The sequence below is a fragment of the Alcanivorax sp. HI0044 genome (assembly GCF_001634945.1).
In genome coordinates, this window is the sequence record NZ_LWEZ01001880.1 from 1 (window position 1) to 12,671 (window position 12,671).

The following is a 12,671-nucleotide window of genomic DNA, read 5'->3' on the forward strand; positions in this document are numbered from 1 at the left end:
GCTGTCTTCCAGGCGCACCGTCACCGGCTCTTCCAGCATGCCTTCCAGCTCTTCCTGAAAACGGCCCACCACCGGGCGTGACAACAGCATGCTGCCATCATGCAGCTTTTCCGGAATCGCCACCGCGATGCCGGTGGCACTACCCAGCCGGTCGGCCAGATCCGCATCCGCCGCCGCCCGCGAATCATCAAACGCCAGTTCCGCTTGCAACACCGTCAAGCGGGCGTATTCACGGATACCGGGCAGGTAGGCATTACGGGCAAAGAACCACAGGGTCAGCGCCTGGCTGATCCCAATCACCAGCCCCACCACAATGGCGGAGCGGACAAAGGCAGTGCGGGGATAGAGTGTCATTGATACATCGCCAGAAGCCTGACGCCGAACGCCAGACAAAGAAAAGAACTCCCGACTTTAAGCGTCAGGCCTCCGGCGTCAAGCGTCAGGCGTTCCTTAATCCGGCACAAACACATACCCCACACCCCAGACCGTCTGGATGTAGCGGGGCTTGGAGGGGTCGTCTTCCAGCAGGCGGCGCAGGCGTGAGACCTGCACATCGATGGAGCGCTCCATGGCCGACCATTCACGGCCCCGGGCCAGGCTCATCAGCTTGTCCCGAGTGAGCGGCTCGCGGGGGTTCTGCAGCAAGGCCTTGAGCACCGCGAATTCCCCAGTGGTCAGGCTTTGCGGATCACCATCACGGGTTAGGGTGCGGTTGGCCAGATCCAGAATCCAGGGCCCAAACGTCACCGACCCTACTTCCTTGCTGGGTGCCCCGGGCAGCTCGCGCACATGGCGGCGCAGCACCGCCCGGATACGGGCATCCAGTTCCTTGGGGTTGAACGGCTTGGGCAGGTAGTCATCGGCGCCGGCATCCAGGCCTTCAATGCGCTCGGCATCATCGCCCTTGGCAGTGAGCATGATGATCGGCATGACGTTCTCGGCCTCACGCAGGCGACGGCAGATCGACAGGCCATCTTCCCCCGGCAGCATCAAATCCAGCACCATCAGGGAATACAGCTCGCGGGACAGGGCACGGTCCATCTGTTCCGCATCGCCCACCGCCTTTACCGTATAGCCGGCTTCTTCCAGAAACCGTTGCAGCAGGCTACGCAGTCGCGCATCGTCATCCACCACCAGAATCTTGTCTTGTTGTTCGCTCACGGCACCTCCGAAGGTTTACTGGCCCCTGATTTACGCGTTGTGGTCCGAACGTGCAAGAAAATGGCACGAAGAGATTGTATAAAAACATTGCCAGCGTTGAAGATAGGGGGCTGCCGATAGGCACTCCCACAAGAAAACGCTAGAGTAGCTGGCTGAGAATCATTATCGATAAAGGATTTCCCTTGCGAGACCGCCCGAAACAACTTCCCCCGGTAGCCTTCGTTATTCTGGGCACGGTGCTGGCGATCATTCTGCTCGCCATCTTCAAACCGTCCGCCCCCACCCGCGACGTGGTGGACAACCATGCCCGGGTACGGTTCGTGCTGGCCGACCCCCAGGCGCGCTCGCCGCAGATCCAGCTGTTCGGCCGGGTGCAATCCCCCCGGGCGGCGGGCCTGACCGCCGTGGTCACTGCCAACGTGGACAGCATCCCGGTGCGGGCCGGCAACCGGGTCACCGAAGGCCAATTGCTTATCCAGCTGGACGACACCGAAGCCGCCCTGGCCCGGGACCGCGCCAAAGCCACCCGTGACGAAGCCGCCGCCCAGCTGGAAACCACCCGGCTGCGCTACCAGAGCGACAAGAAAAACCTGGCGCTGGAAAAGAAACTGGCGCAGTTGTCCGCCGATAATCTGGAACGCATCCAGTCCCTGCGTGAACGCAAGCTGGTGGCCCAGACCCAGCTGGACGAAGCCGAAGAAGCCCAGGCCCGGGCGGACCTGTCACTCAGCCAGCGGCAACTCAGCGTCAGTGATTTCCGTAACGAGCTGGCACGCATGGAAGCCCGCCTGGCCAGCGCCGAAGCCCAGCTGCAGCAAGCTGAAATCGACCTGGCCCGCACCACCGTCAACGCCCCCTTCGACGGCACCGTCACCCAGGTGAGCGTGGCCCCCGGCGAGCGGGTGCGCCCCGGCGAACCGCTGATCGACCTGTTTGCCGACACCGAACTGGAAGTGCGCGCGCAGATTCCCGACCGCTACCTTCCTGCCGTTCGCGAAGGACTGATCGCCGGCGACCTGACCGCCAGCACCCAGCTGGAAGGCCATACCCTGCCCTTGAATCTGAAACGGCTGGCCGGGGATGCGGCCGATGCCCGTGGCGGTATCGACGGCCTGTTTGCCTTCAGCGGTGACAGCGCCAAAGGGGTGCCCACCGCCGCGCTGGGCCGCCCGCTGACGATCACCCTGACGCTCCCCGCCCAGCCGCAACTGCTGGCGCTGCCGGCCACCGCCCTGCATGGGCTCGACCGCCTGTATCGCATCGACGCCGACCACCGCCTGCAGCGCGTGTCCGCCCATATCGTCGGGGAAGCCATCGATGGCGACCGCTCCCTGCTGTTGCTGCGCGCCGACACCCTGAAAGGCGGCGAACGCATCATGACCACCCAGCTGCCTCAGGCCATCGTCGGCCTGGCCGTGGACCCGCAACCGGTGCCCGGCAGTAACGCTGATACCGAAACCGATACCGAGACCCAGAGCAGCAGCCCGGAAACGGATGCAGAACCGGATAACCAGGGCGGTGACAGTGAGTGAGTCGCGGGGCCTGATTGCCAGCTTTACCGAACACAAGGTTGCCTCCAACCTGCTGATGGCGCTGATGATCATGCTCGGGGTGCTGGGCCTGACCCGGCTGAACACCCAGCTGTTCCCGGATTTCGATTTCGAGTACGTCACCGTCACCATCCCCTGGCGCGGCGCCAGCCCGGAAGATGTGCAACGCTCCATCACCATTCCCGTTGAGCAGGCCCTGAAAACCCTGCCCAACACCCGCAAGTTGATCGCCCGCTCCCAGCAGGGCGCCAGCGCCATCTTTATTGAACTGGAAGACGGCAGTGACCTGGGCCTGACCCTGGATGAAGTGCGTCAGCGCATCGACTCCATCCGCAACCTGCCACAGGATGCCGAACGCCCGGTGATTCAGAAAATCACCCGCTATTCCCTGGTCACCTCAATTCTGGTGTCCACGGAAAACGGCAGCCGGAAGGAACTGCGCACGCTGGTGCGGGAAATGGAAGATGAGCTGCTGGCGCTGGGCGCCGGCAAAGTGGAATTCATCGGCCTGCCGGAAGAAGAAATGGCCATCCAGGTGCCCACCAGCACCCTGCACGATCTGGGCATGACCCTGGGGCAGATCGGCGACAAGGTTCGCAGCTTCAGCCAGGACACCCCCGCCGGCACCGTGGGCCGTGACGACGCCGCCAAACAACTGCGGGCACTGGGCCAGCGCCGTGACGAAAGGGCGTTTGCCGAATTGCCCCTGATCACCACTGCCGACGGCCAGCAGCTGAGCCTGGGCGACGTGGCCATCATCGAACGACGCCCCCGGGATGATCAGGCCACGCTCACCTTCGAAGGCAAACCTGCCATCGAACTGCAGGTGATGCGCGGCGAAGATGACGACATGCTGGACCTGGCAAAAAAGGTCCGTGCATGGGGCGCCGAGCACAAAGATTCGCTGCCCGCCGGCGTCAAAATGACGTTCTATTTCGAAGCCTGGAAGCACGTGCAGGAACGTATTTCCACCCTGCTGTGGAACGGTATTTCCGGGCTGGTGCTGGTGGTACTGACCCTCTACTTCTTTCTTAACTCCCGGGTGGCCAGGTGGGTCACGATTGGTATTCCCGTGTCGTTCATGGCCACCCTCGGAATACTCTGGGTGTTCGGCGGCACCATCAACATGATCAGCCTGTTCGGCCTGATTCTGGCCCTGGGCCTGATCGTGGACGACGCCATCGTGGTGGGCGAAGACACCCTCACCCATCTGCAGCAGGGCGAATCCGCCCAGCGCGCGGCCCTGGGGGGTGCGCGGCGCATGTTCTGGCCAGTGGTGGCATCGTCCACCACCACCATCGCCGCCTTCCTGCCGCTGGGCATGATGGGCGGCGCCATGGGCAAGATCGCTTTCGACATTCCCTTCGTGATGATCTGTGTGATCCTCGCCTCCCTGATGGAATGTTTTCTGGTGCTGCCCGGCCACCTGCACCACAGTTTTCGCGGCATTGAGGTCAAGGCCAGTGGCCTGCGCGAACGCATCGACGCCGGTTTCAATCGTTTCCGGGATGAGCGCTTCCGCCCCCTGGTGGAATGGTCCATCGACCACCGCAAACTGGTCAGCGTGTCGGCCGTCTGCGCCTTTATTGTCGCCCTGTCACTGGTGGCCACCGGCTGGCTCAAGTTCACCTTCTTCCCACCGGTGGATGGCGACCAGCTGCGTGCCGTGGTGGAGTTTTCCTCCGGCACCGACAAACAACAGGTGGACAACTTCCTGGCCGAGCTGGAACACACCCTGGAAGAAACCAACGAGGAACTGGGCGGGCATCTGGTCCACACCATCATCAGCCACCACGGCGCCGCCGCCGGCTTCCCCAATATCGGCGGGCGCCAGGACAAGTTCGGTGATGAATACGGCACCCTGGTGGTGGAGGTCTACACCGGCTCGGACCGGGACATCTCCAACGATCAACTGGTCGACGCCTGGCGCGAAAAACTCTCCCTGCCGGCAGGCCTGGATCAGCTGACCATATCCCAGGCCGAAGCCGGCCCCCCGGGCAAACCCATCGAAGTCAAACTCACCGGCAGCGATGCTCTCACCCTGAAAGCCGCCTCATTGGCCCTGCAGGAACGCCTCAACGAGTTTTCCGGCGTCAGCAATGTGGATGACGACCTGCCCTACGGCAAGGAACAGCTGACCTTTCAGCTCACCGCCCAGGGCCGCGCTCTGGGGCTGACCCTCAGCGACGTGGCCAGCCAGCTGCGCTCCGCCTTCGACGGCAGCCTGGCGCAGCTCTACAACGAAGAAGACGAGGAAGTGGAAGTGCGGGTGATGCTGCCGGACAGCGAACGTCGACGCTTCAGCGCCATCGAACGCCTGCCCATCATCACCAATCAGGGCGAAGCCATTCCCCTGCGCGACGTGGTCACCTTTGACGCCCGCAAGGGCGTGGACCTGCTGCGCCGCGTCAACGGCGAACTGGCGGTCACTGTCTACGCCGACCTGGACCCGGAACAGGGCAACGCCAACGAAATTATCGCCACACTCAACGAAGGTATCCTGCCGGAATTGAAGAGCCAGTACGGCATCGGCGTGGGCTACGAAGGCAAGCTGCAGGAGCAGGAGGAAAACCTGCAGGATCTGGCCACCGGCGCCCTGCTCGGGCTGGCCATCATCTATATCGTGCTGGCCTGGGTGTTCAGTTCCTATTCCTGGCCAATAGCGATCATGACGGCGATCTTCTTCGGCCTCACCGGGGCGGTCATCGGGCATATCTTCACCGCCCCCTTCGGCATTAAATTCTCCATGTTCTCGGCCATGGGGCTGTTCGGCCTGTCCGGCATTATCGTCAACGACTCCATCGTGCTGGTGAGCTTCTACCAGCAGCTGGTCGCCGAAGGCATGGAACGATTCCAGGCGATTGTGGAGGCCTGTGTACGCCGTCTGCGCGCGGTGCTGCTCACGTCCATCACCACCATCGCCGGCCTCACCCCGATTCTGTTCGAAAGCTCCCTGCAGGCCCAGTTCCTCAAACCCATGGCGGTAAGCCTGGTGTTCGGGCTACTGTTCGGCACCGGGCTGATTCTGTTGGTGGTGCCCGCCATGCTGATGCTGATTGAGGAACAGCGCGATCGCATCCACGGACTCAGCCACCATCTGGCGTCAAACAATTGGGGTACCCTGCTGCAGCGCGCCTGGCGTTTTGATCCGGCTCACTACCGCCAGCAACCCGGCCCGCAGGGCCTGGGCGGCAACCTCTGGTGGGTCATGCTGCTCGGCCCCTTCCTGCTACTCAAAGTGTTCGGCAACCTTGCCTTGCTCATGGCCGCCGCCAGCAACGATGCCAGCCTGCTGCTGCTCATCCCTGCCGGGCTGGCGTGGCTGCTCATGTTGGGGCTGGGAGCAGCCTTTCTGTGGTGCCTGTTCCGTCGGCGCTACCTGGCGCTGGCGCTGGCGCCGCGCTGGCTGCTGATGACCGGGCTGGGCAGCCTTGTCATTGCCGCCCTGGCACCACTGGCAGGCCATCACGGCGATCTGCTGGCCAACAGTTTCTGGGCACTGGCCCGCTGGACGCTGATAACCGCCCTGATTGTGCTGCCCATTCTGCTATGGGGGCGGCGCAGCGCCCACACATTTACCCGGTAAGCTGCCCCATTGCGGCACACATGTGCCACAATTCGACAGCTTACCTTTTGACCCGTCGCTGGTATGATTCGCGATTGGATCGAGACACATATAAAAATACAGCCGATGGGATCAATAGCGGCTTGAGGAGAGCAACATGGCCAAAATTCTTGTGGTGGACGATTCCCCGACCCAGCTGACCAATCTGGTAAAGATTGTCCAGGGTCAGGGCCATGATGTCGTTACTGCCACCAACGGCATGGAAGGGATAGAAAAAGCCCGTCATGAGCAGCCCGATCTGATCCTGATGGATGTGGTCATGCCGGAACTGAACGGCTTCCAGGCCACCCGCAAGATCACCCGTGACCCGGCCACCGAAAGCATTCCGGTGATTCTGGTGACGACCAAGGACCAGGAAACCGACAAGGTCTGGGGCGAACGCCAGGGTGCCTTCGGCTATGTGGTCAAACCGCCGGTGGAAGCGGAACTGGTCGCCAAGATCAATGAAGCGCTGGGCTGAGTCGCCGTCCGCGGCCCGTCACGCGCGATAACCGAGCATTCATGACCTGCGCCACAGCCACAGCCGCTTTTACAAGTCAATCTATCAACGACCGGATTCATTCCCTATGATTCCGGTCGTTTTGTATTTGAAGAACGCTTGCCGGCAATACGCTCGCAGGCCGCACGCCGTCAGGACATATCATGCGTAGTATCGAACAGATTATTGCCGAAGAAATCGGTTGCCAGGAACGCCAGGTCAACGCCGCCGTCGCCCTGCTCGACGAAGGTTCCACCGTCCCCTTTATCGCCCGCTACCGCAAAGAGGTCACCGGCGGTCTGGACGACACCCAGCTGCGTAACCTGGAAGAACGGCTGCGTTATCTGCGTGAGATGGAAGAGCGCCGCGAGGCCATCCTGAAAAGCATCGCCGAACAGGAAAAGCTCACTCCCGAGCTGGAAAAGGCGATCAAGGCCGCCGACACCAAGACCCGGCTGGAAGATCTCTACCTGCCCTACAAACCCAAGCGCCGCACCCGCGCCCAAATTGCCCGCGAAGCTGGCCTGGAGCCGCTGGCCGACAGCCTGATGAATGATCCCACCCAGGACCCGGAAGCGCTGGCCGCCGGCTACCTGAACGAGGAACATAAAGTTGCCACCGCCAAGGACGCCCTGGACGGTGCCAAACAGATCCTCATGGAGCGCTTCGCCGAAGACGCCGAGCTGCTCACCCGCTTGCGCACCTTCCTCTGGGACAAGGGCCACATCCAGGCCAAAGTTGTCGACGGCAAGGAAAAAGACGGCGCCAAGTTCAGCGACTATTTCGATCACAGCGAAACGCTCAAGGGCATCCCCAGCCACCGCGCCCTGGCCCTGTTCCGGGGCCGCAATGAAGGCATCCTGCATGTTTCCATGGTGCTGCCAGAAGAGCTGGAGAATGCCCAGCCGCATCCCTGCGAAGCTATGGTCACCGCCGTGGCTGACTGGCAGCACGCCGGCCGTGCCGCCGATGACTGGCTCAAGGAAGTGATGCGCTGGACCTGGAAGATCAAACTCAACACCCACCTGGAAACCGAGCTGCTGGGCCGGGTACGGGAAATGGGCGAAGAGGAAGCCATTCAGGTGTTCGCCCGTAACCTGAAAAGCCTGCTGATGGCTTCCCCCGCCGGCCCCAAGTGCACCATGGGTCTGGATCCCGGTCTGCGCACCGGGGTGAAGGTGGTGGTCGTGGATGCCACCGGCAAGCTGCTGGAACACACCACCGTGTTTCCGCACCAGCCAAAAAACCAGTGGGACCAGTCCCTCAGCAAACTGGCGGCCCTGAGCAAACAGCACGGCGTGGAATTGATCGCCATCGGTAACGGCACCGCCAGCCGGGAAACCGACAAGCTGGCCGGCGAAGTGGTCAAGCTGCTGAAAGACCAGCCGATCCAGAAAATCATCGTTTCCGAAGCCGGCGCATCCGTGTACTCCGCCTCGGAGCTGGCCGCCCGGGAATTCCCGGAACTGGACGTGTCCTTCCGTGGCGCCGTTTCCATTGCCCGCCGCCTGCAGGACCCGCTGGCCGAACTGGTGAAAATCGATCCGAAAGCCATCGGCGTGGGCCAGTACCAGCACGACGTGAGCCAGGTAAAACTGTCCCGCTCGCTGGATACCGTGGTGGAAGACTGTGTGAACTCCGTGGGTGTAGACGTGAATACTGCCAGCGCCCCGCTGCTGGCCCGCATTGCCGGGCTTAACAGCACCATCGCCGGCAACATCGTTACCTTCCGGGAAAAGAACGGTGCCTTTGCCAGCCGCGCCAACCTGAAACTGGTGCCGCGCCTGGGCGACAAAACGTTTGAACAGGCCGCCGGTTTCCTGCGCATCATGAACGGCGAGAACCCGCTGGACAGTTCTTCAGTGCACCCGGAAGCCTACCCGGTGGTGGAAAAGATCGCCGGCAAGCATGGTCGTCCGTTGAAAGACCTGGTGGGTGATGTGCCCTTCCTCAAGAAGGTCAACGCCGCTGAATTTACCGACGACAACTTCGGCCTGCCTACCGTCACTGACATCCTCAGCGAGCTGGAAAAACCCGGCCGTGACCCGCGCCCGGAATTCAAGGCGGCAGCGCTCAAGGAAGGGGTGGAAACCCTCAAGGATCTGAAGCAAAGCATGATCCTGGAAGGCACCGTCACCAACGTAACCAACTTCGGCGCCTTCGTGGATATCGGCGTTCACCAGGATGGCCTGGTGCATGTGTCCGCGCTGGCCGACAAGTTTGTGGAAGACCCGCACCAGGTGGTCGCCCCCGGCGATATCGTCAAGGTGAAAGTGCTGGACGTGGACCTGGATCGCAAACGCATCAGCCTGACCATGCGCATGGACGACCAGCCCACCGAAAAAACCAGCGGCCAGCGCCCCACCAGCAACCGCGCCAATCAGGCCAACAAAGGCAATAACCAACGCCGCGGTGGCGGAAGTCAGCGCGCCGGTGGCCAGCCCCAGGGCGGCGGCGGCACCTTCGCCGACCTGTTTGCCAAGGCCAAGGAAGAGAAGCAGAAGAAGGACAGCAAGAAGCGCTCCTAAACGGGAGTGACTTCTCAGCGTCATTCTATTGCCCCATGATTGTCGGAATTCCGTCACACCCGCGGCCAGCCCCACACCCGGGCGGCCGCACGACAGGCCCCAACCATGAAGCATCTTGAACAGAGAATTCATGCCCTGCTGGATTCAGATGCCGCCGCCACCCTGGCTGGTATCCGTCGCGGCATCGAGAAAGAAAGCCTGCGCATCACCACCGATGGCACCCTTGCGCAAACCCCGCACCCCAAAGCGCTGGGCTCTGCACTGACGCACCCGTACATCACCACGGATTATTCCGAAGCGCTGCTGGAGTTTATTACCCCGCCCAGCACCGAACTGCACAAACCCATCGAGTTTCTCGAACAGCTCCACCGCTATGTGTACAGCCACATTGGCGATGAAGTGCTGTGGGTCAACTCCATGCCCTGCATGATCGGCAAGGACAGTGATGTACCCGTGGCGCAATACGGCAGTGCCAATGTGGGCCGCATGAAAGCCGTCTACCGGGAAGGGCTCGGCCATCGTTACGGCCGCAAGATGCAAACCATTGCCGGCATCCATTACAACTTTTCCTACCCGGAAGCATTCTGGAAACTGAACCAGCAACTGGAAGACGACAACGCACCGTTGCAGGATTACATTTCCCGTCGCTACTTCGACCTGACCCGCAATTTCCAGCGCTATTCCTGGCTGCTGGTGTACCTGTTCGGCGCCTCCCCGGCCCTGTGTGCCTCTTTCCTGGCCGGCCGCGAGCACGATTTGCTGGAGCGTTTTGATCACTCCCTGTATCGCCCCCAGGCCACCAGCCTGCGCATGAGCGACCTGGGCTACCAGAACAATGCCCAGTCGTCCCTGGCGATCAGCTACAACAACCTGGATGAGTACGTCAGCACCCTCACCCACGCCATCAAGACACCGGAACCGGCCTACGAGAAAATCGGCGTCAAGGTGGGGGATGAATACCGCCAGCTCAACACCAATATTCTGCAGATCGAGAACGAGTACTACTCGTCCATTCGCCCCAAGCGCACCATCAACCCGGGCGAGCGCCCCACCACAGCATTGCGGGAACGCGGCGTGGAATACATCGAAATCCGCGCGCTGGATCTGAATCCGTTCGAACCGGTGGGCATCAACCAGCAGGAAATCCGCTTTCTGGACCTGTTCGCCACCTATTGCCTGCTGCGCGAATCACCGCAACTGGAAAAATGCGACCTGCATGCCAGCAAGGAAAACCTGCGCAAGGTGGTCTATGACGGCCGCAACACCGCCACCCAGCTCTGCAACTGGGGCAAGTCGGTGAGTCTGAAAGACTGGGCCACGGAAAAGCTGGAGCAGATGCAGCCCATTGCCGAACTGTTTGACCGCGCCCATGGCGGCACCAACTATGCCGAGGCACTGGCGCACCAGCAGGAAAAAGTCGACAACCCCGGCGCCACTCCGTCCGCGCGGATTCTGGCAACACTGGAGAGCCGCAATCAGGGCTTCTTCCAGTTCGCCATGGATCAGGCCCTGGCCCACCGTGACCACTTCCTGTCCCGCCAGCGCTGCGACGCCACCAACCAGCGTCTGGAAGCACTGGCCGCCGATAGCCTGGCCGAACAGGCCGCCGGGGAAGCCGCTGACCAGCAATCCTTCGAGGATTACCTGGCCGATTACTTCCGCGATTGACCGGCCAGCGGGGCTACAGCGGCTCCCGCCCCCGCGGGAGCCGCTGCCGGCCTCTCCACTCCCCGATACAGCCCCTGACATGCGCCGCCCGCCTCAACGTCACGTTGCACTGCGACACACTCCGTTGCATAGCGCACCGCTAACGCTGCACACAGATCGCTCTTGCTGCATTTGCACAACAAAAATGCGGACTCGCACGCTATGCAAATAGCACCGTAGTGCTACTCTTAATGGAACGTGGCAAGGAGCAAGGGCATGTCTCCAGACCGGGAGCAGTGCGAAAAAGCGTACAATCAGGGCTGCATGTGGGGCATGTCCGGCGGCGACAGCAATCGTTGCCCCTATACGGATGCCCAGCTGACGCAATGGTGGTTTGACGGCTGGCAAGCCGGCATCGATGCCTGGCACGACCGCAATCTGCAGCAGAAAAACGCCAAACAGGCCTGACGCGAACCCGCACAACGGTTAGCTCTCTCCCGCCTTGCGGGGGAAGCGTTGCTTGCGCCTTGCGCAGCCGACATCCTGCGTTCCCCCCCCAGCCGCTCTTTCCCCCTTGCCGCCACTGCCGCTTTTGCCTACCCTTCGCCGGTCCCCGACGAAAAGAGCCGCCCATGTCGCCCCTTATTCCTGCTCCTCGCCTGCTCAATATCCTCGCCTTGCTGGCCTGCCTGGCCGCCATGGCCGGCGCCCTGTACCTGCAACACGTGGATGGGCTGGAACCCTGTCCCCTGTGTATTTTCCAGCGCGTTGGCGTGATCGCCGCAGCGGTGATCCTGCTGATCGCCAGCCTGCACGGACCCAAAGGCTTGGGTGTGCGGATCTATGGGGCGCTGACCGCCCTGGCCGCCCTCGGTGGCGGCGCCGTGGCCGCGCGCCACATCTGGCTGCAGAACCTGCCGGCAGACCAGGTACCCGCCTGCGGCCCCGGGCTGGACTACATGCTCGACGTGTTTCCCCTGCAGAACGTACTCCAGCAAGTGCTGGCCGGATCCGGCGAGTGCGCAGAAATGGACTGGTCCTTTCTCGGCCTGAGCCTGCCGGCCTGGTCCATGGTGGTGTTTGCCGGACTGCTGGTGGTCGCCCTGATCCAGATGTTCCGCCCACTGCCCCGCTGAGCCCGTCATGATCGATGGCCTGCTGATTCTCCTGTTATTCCAGTTTTTCGGCGAGGTGATTATTCGCCTCACCGGCATTCCCCTGCCCGCCTCCGTGGTCGGCATGGTGCTGTTGCTGCTGGCACTGTTGCTGGAAGCCCCGTTTACGCAGCGGGTGGCACCGGCCGCCGGTGCCCTGATCAAACACATCAGCCTGCTGATTTTCCCCCTCGGGGTCGGCATCGTGCTGCAGTGGCACCGTTACGAAGAGTACGCACTGGCGCTGGGCGTGGCCGTGGTGCTGGGCACCCTGCTCAGCATGATCGTGGTTACCCTGATGCTGAAAAAACTGCTGGGCGGCAAACACCAGGAAGTCACAGGCAAAGCCCATGGAGATGACCATGCCGGCTAACCTGGACAATCTGGCCGGCCTGGTACACACCCCCCTGTTTGGTGTGCTACTGACGCTGGCCAGCTACCGTTTCGCCCTCTGGATCTACGGCCGCAGCAACAGCCTGCCCGTCTTTCACCCGTTTCTGGTGGCCTCCATCCCGGTGATTATCGTGT

At 62.1% G+C, this 12,671-nt stretch carries 9 protein-coding genes and 1 pseudogene; 8 read left to right on the forward strand and 2 right to left on the reverse strand.

Annotated features, from left to right (window positions below; all coding sequences use genetic code 11):
• Nucleotides 1–354: pseudogene (locus A3730_RS27985) on the reverse strand (two-component sensor histidine kinase); the annotation flags it as partial.
• Nucleotides 355–450: 96 nt separating this feature from the next.
• Nucleotides 451–1,161 carry a two-component system response regulator OmpR gene (gene ompR, locus A3730_RS27990; protein ID WP_063521134.1) on the reverse strand — a complete coding sequence of 237 codons (711 nt, stop codon included), beginning with the start codon at nucleotides 1,159–1,161 and terminating at the stop codon, nucleotides 451–453.
• 182 nt (nucleotides 1,162–1,343) lie between these two features.
• Between ompR and A3730_RS27995 the strand changes: the two genes are divergently transcribed.
• The 8 genes from A3730_RS27995 to A3730_RS28030 all read left to right on the forward strand — a co-directional run bounded on the left by A3730_RS27995 (nucleotide 1,344) and on the right by A3730_RS28030 (nucleotide 12,516).
• Nucleotides 1,344–2,693 carry an HlyD family secretion protein gene (locus tag A3730_RS27995; RefSeq protein ID WP_063521135.1) on the forward strand — a complete coding sequence of 450 codons (1,350 nt, stop codon included), beginning with the start codon at nucleotides 1,344–1,346 and terminating at the stop codon, nucleotides 2,691–2,693.
• Nucleotides 2,686–6,297 carry an efflux RND transporter permease subunit gene (locus A3730_RS28000; RefSeq protein WP_063539386.1) on the forward strand — a complete coding sequence of 1,204 codons (3,612 nt, stop codon included), beginning with the start codon at nucleotides 2,686–2,688 and terminating at the stop codon, nucleotides 6,295–6,297. Before A3730_RS27995 ends, A3730_RS28000 begins: the two co-directional genes overlap by 8 nt.
• A 136-nt stretch (nucleotides 6,298–6,433) precedes the next feature.
• Complete coding sequence (locus A3730_RS28005; protein WP_063518675.1) at nucleotides 6,434–6,796, forward strand: PleD family two-component system response regulator; 363 nt, start codon at nucleotides 6,434–6,436, stop codon at nucleotides 6,794–6,796.
• Between the two features lie 182 nt (nucleotides 6,797–6,978).
• Nucleotides 6,979–9,342, forward strand: a complete 2,364-nt coding sequence (locus A3730_RS28010) for a Tex family protein (RefSeq protein ID WP_063539387.1) — start codon at nucleotides 6,979–6,981, stop codon at nucleotides 9,340–9,342.
• Nucleotides 9,343–9,447: 105 nt separating this feature from the next.
• A complete protein-coding gene (gshA, locus tag A3730_RS28015) occupies nucleotides 9,448–11,010 on the forward strand; it encodes a glutamate--cysteine ligase (RefSeq protein WP_063521004.1) in 1,563 nt (520 codons plus the stop codon).
• Nucleotides 11,011–11,265: 255 nt separating this feature from the next.
• The gene (gene rmf, locus A3730_RS28020; RefSeq protein WP_063521005.1) at nucleotides 11,266–11,457 is read left to right on the forward strand and encodes a ribosome modulation factor; all 192 of its coding nucleotides are present in this window, start codon (nucleotides 11,266–11,268) and stop codon (nucleotides 11,455–11,457) included.
• 164 nt (nucleotides 11,458–11,621) lie between these two features.
• Entirely contained in the window at nucleotides 11,622–12,125 is a 504-nt protein-coding gene (locus tag A3730_RS28025; protein ID WP_063521006.1) for a disulfide bond formation protein B, read from the forward strand.
• 7 nt (nucleotides 12,126–12,132) lie between these two features.
• Nucleotides 12,133–12,516 carry a CidA/LrgA family protein gene (locus A3730_RS28030; RefSeq protein ID WP_063521007.1) on the forward strand — a complete coding sequence of 128 codons (384 nt, stop codon included), beginning with the start codon at nucleotides 12,133–12,135 and terminating at the stop codon, nucleotides 12,514–12,516.
• The last annotated feature ends 155 nt before the right edge of the window (nucleotides 12,517–12,671 follow it).

Coding starts and splice junctions, on each gene's coding strand:
- rmf (WP_063521005.1), top strand. CDS start 11,266: ATGTCTCCAGACCGGGAGCAGTGCGAAAAAGCGTACAATCAGGGCTGC.
- A3730_RS28025 (WP_063521006.1), top strand. CDS start 11,622: ATGTCGCCCCTTATTCCTGCTCCTCGCCTGCTCAATATCCTCGCCTTG.
- A3730_RS28005 (WP_063518675.1), top strand. CDS start 6,434: ATGGCCAAAATTCTTGTGGTGGACGATTCCCCGACCCAGCTGACCAAT.
- A3730_RS28030 (WP_063521007.1), top strand. CDS start 12,133: ATGATCGATGGCCTGCTGATTCTCCTGTTATTCCAGTTTTTCGGCGAG.
- gshA (WP_063521004.1), top strand. CDS start 9,448: ATGAAGCATCTTGAACAGAGAATTCATGCCCTGCTGGATTCAGATGCC.
- A3730_RS28010 (WP_063539387.1), top strand. CDS start 6,979: ATGCGTAGTATCGAACAGATTATTGCCGAAGAAATCGGTTGCCAGGAA.